Annotated in this window: 14 protein-coding genes and 1 pseudogene; 8 read left to right on the top strand and 7 right to left on the bottom strand. The window is 65.8% G+C overall.

From position 1 onward, the window contains the following. Nucleotides 1-2: 2 nt before the first annotated feature. The gene (locus NF20_RS00065) at nt 3-1,187 is read right to left on the bottom strand and encodes a CaiB/BaiF CoA transferase family protein (protein WP_033711715.1); all 1,185 of its coding nucleotides are present in this window, start codon (nt 1,185-1,187) and stop codon (nt 3-5) included. Further along, entirely contained in the window at nt 1,180-2,535 is a 1,356-nt protein-coding gene (locus tag NF20_RS00060; protein WP_023861974.1) for an LLM class flavin-dependent oxidoreductase, read from the bottom strand. The genes NF20_RS00065 and NF20_RS00060 overlap by 8 nt, the downstream gene beginning before the upstream one ends. Before the next feature lie 61 nt (nt 2,536-2,596). Here NF20_RS00060 and NF20_RS00055 point away from each other — a divergent pair, with 61 nt between their 5' ends. Further along, nucleotides 2,597-3,253: a GntR family transcriptional regulator gene (locus tag NF20_RS00055; protein WP_003874151.1), complete on the top strand. Its 657-nt coding sequence runs from the start codon at nt 2,597-2,599 to the stop codon at nt 3,251-3,253. A gap of 11 nt (nt 3,254-3,264) precedes the next feature. Here NF20_RS00055 and NF20_RS00050 read toward each other — a convergent pair whose 3' ends face one another. From NF20_RS00050 to NF20_RS00030, 5 genes are read right to left on the bottom strand one after another with little or no spacing between them, the layout of a single operon-like run. Further along, nucleotides 3,265-4,239: an LLM class flavin-dependent oxidoreductase gene (locus tag NF20_RS00050; protein ID WP_033711714.1), complete on the bottom strand. Its 975-nt coding sequence runs from the start codon at nt 4,237-4,239 to the stop codon at nt 3,265-3,267. 13 nt (nt 4,240-4,252) lie between these two features. Beyond that, nucleotides 4,253-4,735: a VOC family protein gene (locus NF20_RS00045; RefSeq protein ID WP_011723491.1), complete on the bottom strand. Its 483-nt coding sequence runs from the start codon at nt 4,733-4,735 to the stop codon at nt 4,253-4,255. Then, complete coding sequence (locus NF20_RS00040) at nt 4,732-5,970, bottom strand: MBL fold metallo-hydrolase (RefSeq protein ID WP_011723490.1); 1,239 nt, start codon at nt 5,968-5,970, stop codon at nt 4,732-4,734. The genes NF20_RS00045 and NF20_RS00040 overlap by 4 nt, the downstream gene beginning before the upstream one ends. A gap of 11 nt (nt 5,971-5,981) precedes the next feature. Continuing rightward, complete coding sequence (locus tag NF20_RS00035; RefSeq protein WP_033711713.1) at nt 5,982-7,247, bottom strand: sulfotransferase family protein; 1,266 nt, start codon at nt 7,245-7,247, stop codon at nt 5,982-5,984. 7 nt (nt 7,248-7,254) lie between these two features. After that, on the bottom strand, nt 7,255-7,641 hold the full coding sequence (locus NF20_RS00030) for a DUF2237 family protein (protein ID WP_003874146.1): 387 nt from the start codon (nt 7,639-7,641) through the stop codon (nt 7,255-7,257). A gap of 327 nt (nt 7,642-7,968) precedes the next feature. On the opposite strand from NF20_RS00030, the gene NF20_RS00025 reads away from it, so the two are divergent. The 7 genes and pseudogenes from NF20_RS00025 to NF20_RS00005 all read left to right on the top strand — a co-directional run bounded on the left by NF20_RS00025 (nt 7,969) and on the right by NF20_RS00005 (nt 15,464). Beyond that, nucleotides 7,969-9,102: a cellulase family glycosylhydrolase gene (locus NF20_RS00025; protein WP_023866737.1), complete on the top strand. Its 1,134-nt coding sequence runs from the start codon at nt 7,969-7,971 to the stop codon at nt 9,100-9,102. 188 nt (nt 9,103-9,290) lie between these two features. Then, entirely contained in the window at nt 9,291-9,479 is a 189-nt protein-coding gene (locus NF20_RS00020; RefSeq protein WP_009974545.1) for a hypothetical protein, read from the top strand. Between the two features lie 186 nt (nt 9,480-9,665). After that, the gene (locus NF20_RS00015) at nt 9,666-11,303 is read left to right on the top strand and encodes a DUF4185 domain-containing protein (RefSeq protein ID WP_033711712.1); all 1,638 of its coding nucleotides are present in this window, start codon (nt 9,666-9,668) and stop codon (nt 11,301-11,303) included. Between the two features lie 70 nt (nt 11,304-11,373). Continuing rightward, complete coding sequence (locus tag NF20_RS28650; RefSeq protein WP_075362363.1) at nt 11,374-11,859, top strand: hypothetical protein; 486 nt, start codon at nt 11,374-11,376, stop codon at nt 11,857-11,859. Nucleotides 11,860-11,963: 104 nt separating this feature from the next. Then, nucleotides 11,964-12,497 (top strand): hypothetical protein, encoded by a 534-nt coding sequence (locus NF20_RS27885; RefSeq protein ID WP_224188624.1) that lies wholly within the window; start codon nt 11,964-11,966, stop codon nt 12,495-12,497. A gap of 605 nt (nt 12,498-13,102) precedes the next feature. Then, a complete protein-coding gene (gene istA, locus NF20_RS00010) occupies nt 13,103-14,656 on the top strand; it encodes an IS21 family transposase (protein WP_033711544.1) in 1,554 nt (517 codons plus the stop codon). Beyond that, nucleotides 14,653-15,464: pseudogene (locus NF20_RS00005) on the top strand (ATP-binding protein). Before istA ends, NF20_RS00005 begins: the two are co-directional and overlap by 4 nt. The last annotated feature ends 609 nt before the right edge of the window (nt 15,465-16,073 follow it).

The following is a 16,073-nucleotide window of genomic DNA, read 5'->3' as shown; positions in this document are numbered from 1 at the left end:
TGTCACACCACGCCCCGGGCGCGTAGCTGGTCGATTTCGTCGGGGGTGAGGCCGAGTAGTTCCCCGTAGACCTCGGCGTTGTGCTCACCGAGGCGGGGTCCGAGATGCCCGACCGTGCCGGACGCCGACGAGAAGCGCGGCACGGGCGCCTGCACCGTCATCGGTCCGAGCTGCTGGTCGTCGACGGAGACGAACACCCCGCGGTGCGCCAGCTGCTCGTCGGCGACCAGGTCGCTGATGTCATAGACCGGCGCTGCGGCGACCTCGTGGGCTTCGAACACGGCCATCGCCTCCGAAAGTGTCTTGCCCGCAACCCAATCGGCGACGAGTGTGTCGACTTCGCGGGCGCGCGCCAGCCGCCGCTGCGGATCGGAGAAGTCCGGGTCACCCAGCAGGTCGTCGCGGCCGATCGCCCGGAACACCCGCAGCGCCAGCGCCGGTGAGCTGCCGGACATGGCCAGCCATCGCCCGTCGGCGGTCTGGTAGGTGTTGCGCGGCGCGGAGATGTCCCACCGGTTGCCGGATCGCTCGGGCACCAGGCCCAGCTGGTCGTAGCCCAGCAGCGTCTGTTCCAGCAGCCGGGCCAGCGGGTCGATCAGGTTGACATCGATCAATTGTCCCGGCCCGCCGTGCACATCGCGGTGATACAACGCCATCATCACCGCGTAAGCGGCATTCAGCGAGGCGACGCCGTCGGCCAACATGAACGGCGGCAGGGTGGGCGGCGCGCCGGCCTGGCCGGTGATGTGCGCGAAACCGCTCATCGCCTCGCCCAGCGTGCCGAACCCCGGCCGCTCGCTCTTCGGCCCGCTCAACCCGTAGCCGGTGATGTGCAGCATCACGAGCCGCTCATTGACCGCGCGCAGGCTCTCGTAGTCCAGGCCCCATTTGCGCAGGGTCTGGGGACGGGTGTTGAAGATGGCGACGTCGGCGTGCTCCACCAGACGGCGGACCAGCTGTTGTCCGTCCGCGCTGCGCAGGTCCAGCGTGATCGATTTCTTGTTGCGGGAGATGGACTTCCACATCAGGCCGACACCGTCGCGCTGATTGCCCCACCCGCGGATCGGGTCGCCATGGCGTGGTTCTTCGACCTTGATCACGTCGGCGCCGAACTCGCCCAGATAGGTCGCCACCAGCGGCGCGGCGGCCAGCGTGGCCAGTTCGAGCACCCGCAGCCCGTCAAGCATGGGCCACCCGCGCGTTGGCGGGACGCGGCAGCCCGAGATGCCCGCGCAGGGTCGCGGACCGGTATTCGGTGCGGAACAGGCCGCGGCGTTGCAACTCGGGGACCACCATGCGCACCACGTCTTCGAATGCGCCGGGCAGATGCGTTGCGGCCAGCACGAATCCGTCACAGGCGCCGGTTTGGAACCAGTCCGCCATCTGATCGGCGACCTGCGGGCCGGTGCCGACGAACCGGGGCCCCTGCAACAGGGTGGCGCGATGGTTGGCGAGATCCCGCACGGTGACGGCGTCGCCGCCGATGTGGGCGCGTAGGTTCTGCACCAGCCCGCGGATGCCGGAGACGGAGGCCAGGATGTCGTCGGTCACCGGATCGTCGAGATCATGTTGGGCGAAGTCGTAATTCATCAGTTCCGACAACAGCGTCAGCGATGCCATCGGATGCACCAGATCGTTGAGGAGCATCGCCTCGCGGTCCTTGGCATGGGCCTCGGACTCGCCCACCACGGCATAGGCCATCGGACAGATTCGAACCGCGGCGGGGTCGCGGCCGGCGTCGGCGATGCGGTCCTTCTGGTCGGCGTAGTGGCTGCGGGCGACGTCGATGCCCGGATCACCGGTGAAGATCAATTCCGCCCAGCGGGAAGCAAATTCGCGGCCACGTCCCGACGACCCGGCCTGGATGATCACCGGCCGACCCTGCGGGGTGCGCGGCACCGTCAACGGTCCACGCGCGGAGAAGAATTCACCGACGTGGCCGAGTTCGTGCACCTTCGCGGGGTCGGCGTACCGGCCGGACACCCGGTCGTGCAGCACGGCGTCGTCCTCCCAGGTGTCCCACAGGCCGGTCACCACGTCCATGAATTCGTCGGCCCGGTCGTATCTTTCGTCGTGGCCGAGATGGGCGTCGACGCCGAAGTTCTGCGCCTCGCTGTCGTTGACCGAGGTGACCACGTTCCACGCGGCGCGGCCGCCGGAGAGGTGATCCAGCGACGCGAACGTGCGCGCCACATGGAACGGCGGGTAATAGGTGGTCGAGTACGTCGCGCCCAACCCGATCCTGGAGGTGGCCTGGGCCAGCACGCCGAGGATCACGCCGAGGTCCAGCTTGACCGGGCGGGCGCCGTAGCGCACGGCCTCGCCCACCGAGCCGCCGTACACGCCCGGCATGGCGAGGCGGTCGTCGAAGAACATCAGGTCGAAGCAGCCCTCTTCGAGCTGTCGGCCGATCTTGGCGTAGTAGGCGGCGTCCAGGTAGCGGTGCTCGGTGGCCGGGTGCCGCCACGATCCCGCGTACACGGAGGTGCTGCCCGCCTGCATGAAGGCGACGAGGGCCATCTTGTCGGTGCGCATGGTTTGAAACGTAACATCTGATATTTCAGATATCAAATGTCGCGTCTGGTATTGTTCGGACGTGGCGGCGATCGACATCTCCGGGACGGTGCGGGAACGCGCGGCCCGCGAACTGCGTGACCGCATCCTGACCGGCGCCCTGCCGGCCGGTTCGCGGATCGACCTCGACGCCATCACCGCCGAATTCGCCACCAGCCGGACCCCGGTGCGCGAGGCGCTGCTGGAGCTGTCGTTCGAGGGCCTGGTTCAGGTCGCCCCGCGCAGCGGCGTCACGGTGATCGGCATCAGCCCCGAGGACGTGCTGGACAGCTTCACCATTCTCGGCGTGCTGACCGGCCAGGCCGCGGCCTGGGCGGCCGAACGGATCGGCCCCGAGGAACTGGCGACGCTGCGCGAGCTGGCCGCCGAGGTGGTCGCGAAGTCCGGTGACGACAGCATCGGCGAGGCCAATTGGCATTTCCATCAGATGATCCACCGGGCCGCGCACTCGCCGCGGCTGGCGAACCAGATCAAGCACGCCGCCCGCGTGGTGCCGACCAATTTCCTGACCTTGTTCCCCGAGCACGAGAAGCATTCGCTCGACGAGCATGCGCAGTTGCTCGACGCGCTCGGCGACAAGGACGTCGAGCGCGCCCGCGCCATCGCCGAACGACACGTCCTGGATGCCGGGCGCTCGCTGGCCGAATGGCTGGAACAGCGCCGCGACGGCGAGCGCTGAGCGCCGCCGCGTCAGCCCTTCAGCGCGGGCAGCACCTTGTCGGTGAGCAACTGGACCGACTGCCAAGCTTCCTCGACCGGCATGCCGCCGACCAGGGGGTGCAGGACGATCGGGCCGAAATCGGGCGCGTCGCGCACCTCGGCGATCAGCTGGTCGGGAGTCAGAAAGCGGTAGCGGCCCGATGCCCGAACCTCGTCGAGGGTCTGCACGCCCGGCAGGTGCATGAGGGAACGCTGGTCGGTTGACCATCCGCCGTAGGTGACCGCCTCCCACAGGATGTGGTCGCCGAGTTCGGCCCACGCCCGCTCGGGATCCTCGTGCAGGTAGATCATGCCCCGGTTGAGCGGTCCCGGCATGAGAACCACTGGGGCCAGGTCGATCTCGGCGCACAGCTCGCGGTAGTAGTCGGCGATCTCGGGGAGGTGATCGGCGAGGCTGAGCGGCAGCCGGAACCGGGCCGCGCGGCGTGCCGTGGCCCGCGCGCCCCCACCCACGTACAACGGTGGATGCGGCCGGGTCCAGGTGCCGGTGCAGATTCCCGCCGGCGCGCCACCGCCGGACCAGACGGCCAGCATCCGCTCCAGCAGATTGTCCATCAGCGCGCCGCGCCGGCCGAAATCGGCTCCCAGCGCGTCGTATTCGACGGGCCGGTAGCCCAAGCCCACCGTGGTGTGCAGCCGGCCCCGGCTCATGTTGTCGACGAGCGCGATGTCCTCGGCGAGCCGGACCGGGTTCCACAGCGGGCCCAGGGCGCAATCCACGCTGGCGATCAGCGTCGAGGTGCGCGCCAAGAACATCGCCGCGGCCATGATCGGGTTGCAGCTCCAGCCGTGCCCGGTCGCGTGATGTTCGTCGACGCTGACCGACGTGATGCCGTGCGATTCGCCCCACTGCGCCAGCTCGAGCGCGGCGCTCATCAGCCGGCTCTGGGTGCGTGGATCACCGTGCGGGGAGGCGAAGTTGAAGCGCAGCACCGTCAGCAGCATGCCGGGGACCGCCTCACTGTGCTTCCGGCGCGGCGGCGGACTGCAGGAAGGCGGGGAAGTCGGGAAACAGGGCGCGGTCGACGATCTCGATGCGGGTGCCCGCCGCATCGACGTAGTACGCGAACAACGCCAGATCCGGGGCGGCGGTGTCGGCCGTCGCTTCGAACGCAAACCCGTTGTCTTCCAACAGCTGTGCGCTCTGCGCCAGATCGTCGCACCAGTAGCCGAGGTGATGGACCGCGTTGCCGGGGGCGGCCGCCCACGCGGTGCCCGGTACCTCCTGGATGAGCTCGACGTGGGGAGCTTGCAGCGAGTAGACGAAAGTCGAGGTCACTTCCCGGGTTCCGCTCACGGTGCGAAACGGCAGCGTGTAGCTGACCGGGGTGATCCACCGGTACCCGGCGAGCGCGCTCAGCCGGGCCATCGCCGCCTCGAGGTCGGGCACGATGATGCCCGTGTGATAAAAGTCCTCGGGCCGCAGCGCGAATACCGTCATGAGTTCCTCGCTATCTGGTGGCGCAGCCAGGCACTTTCCCAGAAGTTCGTGCTGCTGGCCAGAAGTTTTTCATGGGCCTGACGCAGCACCTCGCGTGCCCCCGAGTGTTCGGCGGGCAGCAGCTGGGCGAGGTGAATCGCGTGCAGCGCGCGGTCGGCGGCCAGGTGCGCCCGGGCGCGATCGAGCAGCGCATCCGCGCCGGCCAGTTCGACCACGTCGTGGGCCACCGCGTCGAACCCGACCGGGTAGAGCTCGGTGGTGGACTCGTGGTGAAACCAGCCCGAGTAGTTCTCCCAGATGGCGCGCACGTCCCAGGAGACCTTGCCGTATCCCTGGCCCACTTCGTATTCCGTAGGCAGCGTGATTTCTCGCATCAGGGTGCGGACGTCTTTGCCGGCGTTCATCCCGGCCACCGTCTGATCGTGGAGGTAGCCGAGGGCGTCGCGCAGCCGGGTGAGCTCCTCGTCGATGCGGTCGGCACCCGCGATGGGCTCGAAGTGACCCGTCACCAGCAACTCGGCCCGCAGGCCGCGAACCCGCTCCACCGAGGCGATGGCCGTCAACGCGTCCCGGTACCGGTCGCCGCGCATGGTGACCAGGTTCGGGATATGACCGAACAGCGGCCCGAAGGTGTTCCCGCACAGGCATATTCGCTCGTCAGGTAACCAGACCACCAGCGAGTCGGTGGTTTCGCCGCCGGGCACCGAGATCAGCTCCATCCGCCGGCCGCCGAGCTCCAGGGTCAGCGTGTCCTCGAAGTCGAGGTCGACGACGGGCACGCTCTGCCCGGGCAACCGGGTGGTGCCCAGGCGCCGCTGGATGGCCTTGATGCCGCCGGCCAGGGTGTCTTTGAAGGCAAAGGCGCTGCGGCTGGCCCGGTACGGGATCAGCCGCTCGTTGTCGTCGCGCCACATCGTCCAGTTCGCTTGCGCCACAACGACGGTGTCCGGGTCGCGAACACTGTCCAGGCCGCCGACGTGGTCCACGTGGCCCTGCGTGAAGACGATGTAGCGCACCGGTGAGGAATCCACGGCATCGAAGTTGGCGCGATGCACCGGGCCCTCGAAACCCATGCCGGTGTTGACGATCACCCGGCCCTCCGCGGTGGTGAGCAAATAGGAGTTGGACAGCCCGGGCGAGCACCACAGTCCCGGGGCGATGGGGTCGGCCCGCTCCGCGGACGCCGGGCGCATCGCCTCGGCGCCCGGCCTGCTCCGATAGACAGGTTCGGGCATCGCTGACTCCTTCATTCGGGGCGCACGTCGAACTTGTCGAAGTAGAAGCCGAAACGGGCGCGCAGCTCGTCGGCGGAGATGCCGAAATGGCGCTGCAACTGGTAGCGGATGCGGCCGCGCTTGCCGCGCGGATTTCCGTCCAGGTAGCGCCGAAAGCGGTCGCGCACCTGCTGCGGCAATTCCACCCCGCCGCGCTCATACAGCCGTTCGAGCACCGGGATCTCGTTGCCGCCCAGCTGGTGGAAGCTGATGTCGACGCTGCGTTCGGGGGCCACCAGGTCGCGGTCGCGCACGCAGGCGCTCAGCAGCCGGTGCACGCGGTCGCTCCAGTAGTCCAGCAGCCACTGCGGGTCAATACTGGTGCGGCGCAACCGATCCGAGTAGGCCATCATGGTGATCGCCGACTGGATCACCGCGACGGGGTCGCGGTGCGTGAACGCGATCGTCGCATCGGGGAAGGTCGCCATCAGCGGGCCGAGCTGCTCGCAGTGCTGCGGACTTTTGAGCACCCAGGTCCGCGGCCCGCGCAGGAAGGTCAACGCCTGCAACACCTTCTTCAGGTAGGCGTAGTGCCGGGTTTGGTCCAGGCTCAGGTAGTGGTCGCGCCAGGCGGGCACCCGCGCATGCCATTCCAGGACGTAGGAGGCCAGATCGAGGTCGAGCAGTTCCACTTCCTCCTCGATCGCCTCGGGAAACCGGTCGTGCATGGCGGCCACCACGGGCGCGCTGGCCATCAGCGCCTCGTGTTCCGCCTTGGCGCGGGCATACCGGGGGTCGACACCGAAGACGTCGGGGCCCTGACCACGGGCCGGGATAGGCTCCTGGCTCTCCCAATAGGGCAGTGCGCGCCGGCGCGGGTCGCAGGCGATCAGGTTCACCAGATGCGTGGTGCCCGAACGCGGCATCCCGACGACGATGAACGGCTCCTCGATCGGGATGGACTCGATCTCGGGATACCGCTGGAGCAGCTCGGTCAGCGACAACCGGTTGCGCAGCAGCCGCACCACGCGTTGCCGCAGCGACCCCCGGGTGAGCTGGCGCAGCCCGTGGTCGGCTTCGATCGCCGCGACGTGGACGTGCAGACGGTCGACGAAGCCGTGCGTGTCGTCGAGGTCGGCGCCGGGCAGGCCGGCATGTTCGATCGCCTCGGCGAGCATCCGGTCGATGTCGAGATCGACGGGCTTGGCCTCGGTGAACTCCAGGATCTGACGTTGGACGTCGGTGAGCCGGGGCGAGGTCAGGTCGTCGAAGTCGACGTCGTCAACCGCGGAACCCACCGGGACCCTAGAGGTTGGCCAGGTCGTCGGGGACGTCGATCTTGTGTTCCTGCAGCGCTTCCAGCGGCACCACCTCAAGGGTGCTCTCGTGCGTCGACGCCAACACCACGGGGGCCGCGCACCCGTCGTGATGCGCGCGCAGCCAGTTCAGCGCGGTCACGCACCAGCGGTCGCCGGGCAGCAGACCGGGGAACCGGTACTCGGGGACCGGCGTCAGCAAGTCGTTGCCGATGGAACGCTGGTGCTCCAGGAATTCGGCGGTCATCACGGCGCAAATCGTGTGCCGCCCAAGGTCCTGCGGTCCCGTCGAGCAACAGCCGTCGCGGTAGAATCCGGTCAGCGGATCGGTGCCACAGGGTTGCAGCGGACCGCCTAGCACGTTTCGATCAGGCACCCGTTCAGTATTGCGCTCGCGGGGGTGAAGTTTGAAGTAATTCTGCCGACTGGGTGGGATGGATTTTCCCGTGCGCCGTCATCGACGATGATGGCCGCAGGCCGCCGCAGACACCGATCGGGTGACCGGACTCGTTGTCCACCAACGGGTTAGGGCGCGACCGGGCGATTGTAACCTCGCCGACGTTCGCGATGGGCCGGGGCGCGCCGGAGGCGGATGGTCACGGATTGGTCACGATGACGGCCCGGTAACAATCGTTATCTTCAACCTGTCGCGACGCGCTGAGCAAATCCCGTGGAAATCGCCCCGAAAACTTATCGTCACATCGTGGAACGACGAACGGCCCTGAAGCTTCCCCTGCTGCTGGCGGCGGGCGCCGCAGTTGCCCGGGCGCCCCGGGCCTCGGCGGAGGAAGCTGGCCGGTGGTCGCCCGAGCGGGCCAACCGCTGGTATCAGGCGCAGGGTTGGCTGGTGGGAGCAAACTACATTCCGGCCAACGCCATCAACCAGCTGGAGATGTTCCAGCCCGACACCTTCGATCCCCGGCGCATCGACACCGAGCTGGGCTGGGCGCAGTTCTACGGTCACAACACGGCGCGGGTGTTCCTTCATGATCAGCTCTGGGCCGCCGATCAGCGCGGGTTCCAAACCCGCCTTGGGCAATTCGTCGACATCGCCGCACGACATCGCATCAAGCCGCTGTTCGTCTTCTTCGACTCGTGTTGGGACCCGCAGCCCCGGGCCGGCCGGCAGCGCCCACCGCGGCCGGGCGTGCACAACTCCGGGTGGGTGCAGAGTCCGGGCGCCGAGCGTCTCGGCGACCCCCGCTACATCCCCGTCATGCGTGACTACGTCACCTCGGTGATGACCCAATTCCGCAACGACGACCGGGTTTTGGGCTGGGACCTGTGGAACGAGCCGGACAACCCGGCGCGGCAGTACCGCAACGTCGAACGGAGCGACAAGGAGCAGCTCGTCGCCAACCTGCTGCCCCAGGTGTTTCGGTGGGCGCGAGCGGTCGATGCCAGTCAGCCGCTCACCAGTGGGGTGTGGCGCGGGGACTGGGGACAACCCCAGGGCCGCAGCGCAATCAGCGACATCCAGCTGGCCAACGCCGACGTCATCACCTTCCATTCGTATGCCGAGCCCGCGGGCTTCGAGTCGAGGATCAACGAGCTCACCCCGCTGGGCCGGCCGATCCTGTGCACCGAGTACATGGCCCGGCCACGGGGCAGCACCGTCGAGAGCATCCTGCCGGTGGCCAAGCGGCACAACGTCGGCGCCATCAACTGGGGCCTGGTCGCCGGCAAGACGCAGACCTACTTCCCCTGGGAGTCATGGGATCATCCGTACACCTCGGTGCCCAAGGTGTGGTTCCACGACCTCATCCGGCCCGAGGGGCGGCCGTTCCAGGACATCGAAGCCCTGACGGTGCGGAAGCTGGCCGGTAACCAGACCTGAACCGTGGGAGGGCGGCCCGCGTTGCCTGACTAATTCTCAAGTGGTACACGATATTTCGCGTTCAATCCTCGGACTTCAACCGGTACAGATGAGCATATCCGCGCACGGTTCGGCCCCTAAATGCCGGGTCGCGTCGATACTCGGTCCTAGCATGGGTTTGCTGCGTTAGCCCGATCTAGGAGCACGTCATGTCGTCTGAGTACTGGGACGAAGAGGAAACCTGCGAGCTATGCGGTGGCCCGGTCGCCGTCCTGATGAAGCAGGACTACGCGCATGGCGGTGTGCCTCTTCGGCCCATCGCCCAGCGGGCTATTTGCCTGAAGGGCTGCGTGGGCCAGGTGATATCGCCCGAACGCATGCTGGATCGCGGCGCCTGACCGCACGTCCGGCGCAGCGGTGCCGCGGCGTGGGCATCGCCCTGGCAGCCGTTGCTAAATCGGAAGCAGAGTCGCGACCTGGGTCGCCACGGTGATGCCCTGCACCGGCCCGCCGAGTAGTAGGGTTATACCTGCTCAGAAGGGGGCGGCGATGCTTGTCGGTGGTTGGCGGCGATTGGCGGCGCCATGCAGCTGACAAACCTGAGCGAAGCGGAATTGATCGCGTCGGCCGGGGGTGATCCGTGGGCGATCAACCAGAGCCTGCAGGCCGGCAGCCCGTTTCAAATCTCGCAGTTGGCGCAGGCCTTTCACACCGCCGGCCGGTGCACCGCCGAAGCCGACCACGCATTCGAGGACGCCCGCAAGCGCTTCGACGCCGCCTGGAATCACCAAAATGGCGACCACCCGATCAACGACTCGGACGAGGTGCAGCGCGTGACCAAATCCCTTGGCGCGCAGTCCTTGCAGCTGCCCAAGATCGGGGCCGATCTGGAAGGCATCGCCGCCTCCCTGGCCGAGGCGCAAAAGGCCGGGGCCCAGGAGATCGCCGAGTTGGAACGTGAGCTGCGCGGGCTGGACAACATCACCGGTGCGATCAACCATGATTTGACGCTTGACCTATCTGCGTCGGAACGCTCCGAATTAGAGTCACTCAAGAAGGCCGTGCACGCCGACGCCGTCGACGACGTCCGCGACGCGCTCAAGCAGATGAATTCCATTCGCAACGGCTATTCGGAAACGTTGCGCAAATCGATGGACTCTTTGCACACCGAAGGCTACGACCCTCCAACCACGGTCGACACCTGGATGGAGAGTCCGCTGAAACCGGGTGAGGTGAGGGATCTGGGACCAGTCGCCGGTACAGGTGGGGTGCCGGGCATCCCGGGGATCGGGGCCGCGGATTTGGGAGAGGTCGTCGAGATACCCGGGCAGCCCGGGAAGTACCTCGCCATCTTCGGGGATTCGTTCTCCGGAAATAAGATGGGCGATGGAGAACACTATCGGTCGGTGGCCGTGCCGGTGACCTTCGATGCCGAGGGCCACCCACATTTTGGGGCGCCATTGACGGGACCAGAAGGCAGCGGTCACGAGCTTTTTCCCATCCCGAGCGACGCGAAAGGTGTCACTGACACGCTGCCCTCGGGGACGATCACGCTGGGAGACAAAACCTACATGATGGTGACGGGCACTAAGGACGATCTAAAGCCAGTGGCTTCGTGGCTGGTCGAAGTGAATGGTGACCCGGGCAAGGGGTGGACAATGGTTCCAGGTTCATTTCGGGGCGCTGGGGACGCCCCCACCCAGGTCAGCGGGTATAAGGGCTCGGACGGCAAGGTCTACATCGCTGCCGACTCCTTCGACCGCAGTCGGGGCATCACCATGTACCGCGCGGACCCTGCGAACGTCTTCGAACGCGACAAGTGGCAGCCATGGACTGGCAAGGATTGGGGCAATCCCCGGGACCAGGCCGTACAGGTAACTAACGATCGCTACGGTGAGCTCAGCTTCCGCGAAATCGGTGGTAGGCCGGTGTTGTCAGGCTTTAACGTAGATGCGCATAAGGGAAGTGTTGAAGTGCGGGTAGGAACCAGCCCAACTGACATGTTCGGCGCGGACGTGCCCACCACCCTTGTGGTACAGAATGGCGATCCAGGCGCCCCCAAGTTCATGCCGCAGCCGTACGGTGGGTATATCTTGCCAGGATCAACTCTAGACGATTTGAAATTACTTGGCAGTCAATGGAATACAGCCAAGGATGGTAACGGCGTGCCGGTCGGTACTCCGTACAACACCCGAGAGTTTCAACTCAATCCCTTTCACTGACGCATGGCGGCCCGCCCAAGCCGATAGGAGGCATATCGTGGTCAAAGAAACGAGCGGCGTCATAACACTCATCAGCGCCGCTTTCTCAATTGCGTGCACGGCCCACGCAGACCTCCCCAAATTTCCCGACCTGTCTGCAGACGCTCCAGTGAACGTCCGCGATTACACGATTGATGTCCCCAACCCTGGCCGCCCACCCCTTCCAACGGTGTACTTCCTTACCCCTGACGGGGTGGTCTGCAACTTCACGCCCGATCAAGCACAGTGCAGTGGAAATAACCTGCCTTCGGTGCCCCCCGCGCCTTCACATCCCGATGCCGGAATCACAGGGGTTAATTGGATCGGAACCACGACTGGCCTGAAACAGACGAATGAGGGCGAACCGTCACGCGTAGTCGATGGACATCCCGTCAAAACGCTTCCACCGGGTCATTCCATCACTGTCGATGGCATCATCTGCGGCGTCGACAACTCAGGGACGACGGCATGCAAGGATCCGCAGGGCCGTGGTTTCGTGTTGTCGCCGCATGGTTCCGGTTGGCTCCCGCACGTGTGATATTGGGGTGGACTAACCGCTATGGACGGGGTAGCCGTGTTGCACCGCCACTAAGCACTCGGCGCCAATACCAGGTCGAAAGACGTGATTAGCAATGTGTTCAGTTGAGCCGATTGGAGAACGCGGTGGCGGCTAAGGCGCTTGCCGCGATCGGCGCCGGACTTGTGGGGGCTGCTCTTTCAAGCCCATGTACGGCACATGCCGACCCCGCCGGCTTTCCCGATCTGAGCGGCTACACCCCCGCAAACGTTACGGACTACACGATTGGCCTTCCCAACACCGGGCGTGCACCGCTCACTACCGTGTATTTCCTTACCCCAGATGGCATCACATGCGATTTTTTCTCGGGAGAGGCGCAGTGCACGGGCAAGAACTTTCCCGCTATACCGCCAGCTACTGGGACCGGCACAGTGAACGCAATTGGAACCAGCTCTGGCTTAGCACAATCCGGTGATCCGATTGCCCCGAACGGCCAGGTCTACGGGCACTCACTCAACACGCTTCCCCCATTCCATTCGATCACGGTGGATGGCGTGGTCTGCGGGGTTAATAACTCGGGCACGACAGCCTGCAAGGACGCGCAGGGCCGGGGCTTTGTGTTGTCGCCGCATGGTTCCGGCTGGCTGCCGCACGTTTGATTCGAGACAGAGGTCTCGGCGCGGAGTCGATCGGTACGGCAGTGAAGGTTCTCGAATCACGGTTCGTAGCAAGGGAATTAGTTCGTCAGCACCGATAGGAAAGAAATGGTGTCCAAAACGCTCGCCGGAGTCGCCGGTCTAGTCGGCGCCTCACTTTTGAGCCCGTGCACGGCAGACGCCGACCCCCCGAGTTTTCCCGATCTGAGCGGATACACTCCCGCCAACGTCAAGGACTACGAAATCTCGGTGCCCAATCCTGGGCGTTCGCCTGACGCGACCGTCTATTTCCTCACACCTGATGGCATAGTCTGCAAATTCACCCTCGATCAAGCATCGTGCATTGGGAACAACTTGCCAGCGATCCCCCCTGCGGCATCAAACCCAGAAGCCGGGATGAATGGAGTCAATTGGATAGGAACCGCTAGCGGACTAAATCAGACTGTCGGCTGCCAGGTGAAAGGGACCACTTCAGAGCTGGTTTTGCCATGAGCATGGGACCACCTGTTTGCCATTGATGGGACCACCTGACTGGCTGTTTTGCCAGTTATGGGACCACCCCGGCGTGGCGTGGGTTCTTCCGGTTGTTGGGCCGCTGTATTGGCCTGATGAGCTACCGGGAGGTATCGGTGATCGAGATCGTGGAAATGCTGCGGCTGTGGCTGCAGGGGTTGGGGTTGCGGGAGGTGGCCCGGCTCTCGGGCACCGATCGTAAAACGGTGCGACGCTACGTCGACCGGGCACGGGCCTGCGGGCTCGACCGTGACGGCGGAGACAGTCAGCTCACCGATGAGCTGCTCGCGGCGGTGATCGCCGAGGTTCGCCCGCACCGGCCGACTGGCAAGAGCCTTGCCTGGGAGACGATCGCCGCTGAGCATGAGCAGATCAAGGCGTGGCTCAAAGACGGGTTGACGTTGACCAAGATCCACACGCTGCTTGGCCGCCGGGGTGTGGTGGTGTCGTATCGGACGTTGCACCGTTACGCCACAACTGAATTGGGATTCGGGCGGCGCCAAGCCACGGTGCCGGTGGCCGACTGCGAACCCGGTGCGGAGGTGCAGGTCGACTTCGGCCGCCTCGGTCTGCTCATCGATGCTGGTGATGGGCGGCGCCGGGTGGTGCACGGGTTGATCTTCACCGCGGTGTATTCGCGGCACATGTTCGTCTGGCCCACCTACCGCCAGACCCTTAACGATGTGATCGCCGGGTTCGAAGCGGCGTGGGTGTTCTTCGGCGGGGTGTTCGCGGTGGTGATCCCCGACAACATGAAAGCCATCGTCACCACCGCACACGCGACCGAACCCCGGCTCAATGACGCGTTCCGGGAGTATGCCCAGGCCCGCGGGTTCGCTGTTGACCCGACGCGGGTCCGCAGCCCCAAAGATAAGCCGCGGGTAGAACGCATGGTGCAGTACGTGCGGTCGAATTTCTATGCCGGAGAACACTTCCGGGATCTCGGGGATTGCCGGGAACGGGCGCGGCTGTGGTGTGCGCAGACCGCCGGGTTGCGGATTCATGGCACCACCCGGCTGCGCCCGGCCGAGGTGTTCGCCGCCGAGGAACTCCCTGCGCTGGGACCGGTGCCTGAGGATGTGTTCGACATCCCGGTCTGGACCCATCCCAAGGTCGCCTCAGACCGGCATGTGCAGATCGCCAAAGCGCTCTACAGCGTGCCCGGCGAGTTGGTCGGCAAGCGGATCGAGGCCCGCACGGATGCGCACGCGGTGAAGCTGTACTGGCGTGGTGAGTTGATCAAGGTCCACCCCGTCATGGCCCCGGGCCGGCGGCACACCGACCCCGCTGATCTGCCCGCGCACGTGTCGGTCTATGCGATGCGCGACATCAATGCGCTGCAGCGCAAGGCTGCTGCCCACGGCACCCACGTCGGCACCTACGCCGCCGCCGTGTTGGAACACCCGCTGCCGTGGACCAAGATGCGCCAGGTCTATCGGCTGCTGGGGCTGGTGCGCCGCCACAGCGCCGCCGCCGTGGAGGACGCCTGCCGGCGTGCCTTGGATGCCGAAGTCATCGACGTCGGACTGATCGAGCGGATCGTGACCCGCGGCGGCGGTGAACAGATGCCCCTGATACCGAAACCACCCGGGGCGGCGTCCAGGTTCGTGCGGGATGGCTCCGACTTCTCGGTCCGCAGGCCCTCATGAGCCCGGCCCGCCCCGATGCCGTGCCGGCGGTCAAACCGATCGAGGTCTCCGGCGAGCTCAAAGCGTTGATGCGCCGCCTCAAACTCGGTCAGCTGCTCGACACCCTCCCGGAGCGGCTGGCGCTGGCCCGCACCAACCGGCTGCCGCACCACGACTTTTTGGAGCTGTTGTTCGCTGATGAGGTCACCCGCCGCGACCGCGAGTCCGCGACGCGGCGGGCCAAGGCTGCCCACCTCGATCCTGCGATGCAACTCCAAGCCTGGGACGACTCCACCGCCGTGGCGTTCGATCAGCAATTGTGGGCCGAGCTGATCTCGCTGCGGTTCCTCGCCGATGCCTACAACGTGCTCGTCATGGGCCCGGTCGGCGTGGGAAAGACGTTCCTGGCCAACGCCTTAGGCCACATCGCGGTACGACGGCTTCACAGCGTGCACACCGAACGGGCCGACAAACTGTTCAAACGCCTGCGTGGAGCACGCCTGGACGGCAGCTACGAAGACGAGATGCGCAAACTGCACCGCGTCGAGCTATTGATCATCGACGATCTGGCACTGCACCGCCTGGAAGCCACCGAGACTACCGACTTCTACGAGATCATCGTCGAACGCCACCGCAAGGCTTCGACGATCATCACCAGCAACCGCGAACCGCCCGAGATCTGACCATGATGGCCGATCCTCTGCTGGCTCAATCCGCGATGGACCGCCTGCAATCAGCGGCCTACGAACTCGTCGTCGAAGGCCAGTCCTACCGGCAACGCCAAAAGCCCCGACCGGAAAAGCCGGCCCCTCCGACTCCGTCGGATTGACCGGCAACCACCCCATCGGTCACCATCAACGCACGGCCTACAACCGGAACAACCCGGTCCCATGCTCATGGCAAACCAGAGGTCCCATCACCCTGGCAGGCGACAGCCTCGCTGGCGGCAAACGCGGTGTGCAGCCCGGTGCAATTGAGTGGCGCGTCGACAGCAGCGCCGCAGCGCCCAGCTCGCGTCGTGTCGAGTGCCCGCCATGCAGGTGTTAATTGGCGGGCTAGCGTTCGGCTGCACAACGTGCCCGTGATGGGCCGGGGTTGATGATTTCGCTGCGTCTGGGCGATCCGCCAAGGGAGGAGGGAATACGAGTCGTGGGTCAACACGGGAGGCACGGGCAAGCGCTGGCTCTGGACAGGTCGGATGCCCGCGCGGCACGTTGACTTGATGCTCACAGGATCGCGCAGGCTTCGATGTCGGTGCGAGTGTTCCGGCGGCCGCTTAATGGGGCGACCAGCCTCAAAGTTGTTCAGCGGCCCCATCGCAGGGCACCACCTGCGTCACAGTGACGAAAGTATCCGGCATAGAGAATCACCGGGCGAGCCCACACTATCGCTGGGTATCGCAACTGGCCGCCTGTAACGTTCAGTGCGCTGGTTTGGC

It is taken from the genome of Mycobacterium sp. MAC_080597_8934 (assembly GCF_000523975.1).
Taxonomy (GTDB): Bacteria; Actinomycetota; Actinomycetes; order Mycobacteriales; family Mycobacteriaceae; genus Mycobacterium; species Mycobacterium avium.
This window is presented reverse-complemented; position numbering and strand designations above follow the sequence as displayed.

Bases quoted from the DNA above. Each gene is read 5' to 3' on its own strand.
- NF20_RS00045 (WP_011723491.1), bottom strand. From the start codon at position 4,735: ATGACGGTATTCGCGCTGCGGCCCGAGGACTTTTATCACACGGGCATC.
- NF20_RS00020 (WP_009974545.1), top strand. From the start codon at position 9,291: ATGTCGTCTGAGTACTGGGACGAAGAGGAAACCTGCGAGCTATGCGGT.
- NF20_RS00060 (WP_023861974.1), bottom strand. From the start codon at position 2,535: ATGCGCACCGACAAGATGGCCCTCGTCGCCTTCATGCAGGCGGGCAGC.
- NF20_RS00015 (WP_033711712.1), top strand. From the start codon at position 9,666: ATGCAGCTGACAAACCTGAGCGAAGCGGAATTGATCGCGTCGGCCGGG.
- NF20_RS00040 (WP_011723490.1), bottom strand. From the start codon at position 5,970: ATGCCCGAACCTGTCTATCGGAGCAGGCCGGGCGCCGAGGCGATGCGC.
- istA (WP_033711544.1), top strand. From the start codon at position 13,103: ATGAGCTACCGGGAGGTATCGGTGATCGAGATCGTGGAAATGCTGCGG.
- NF20_RS00050 (WP_033711714.1), bottom strand. From the start codon at position 4,239: ATGCTGCTGACGGTGCTGCGCTTCAACTTCGCCTCCCCGCACGGTGAT.
- NF20_RS00065 (WP_033711715.1), bottom strand. From the start codon at position 1,187: ATGCTTGACGGGCTGCGGGTGCTCGAACTGGCCACGCTGGCCGCCGCG.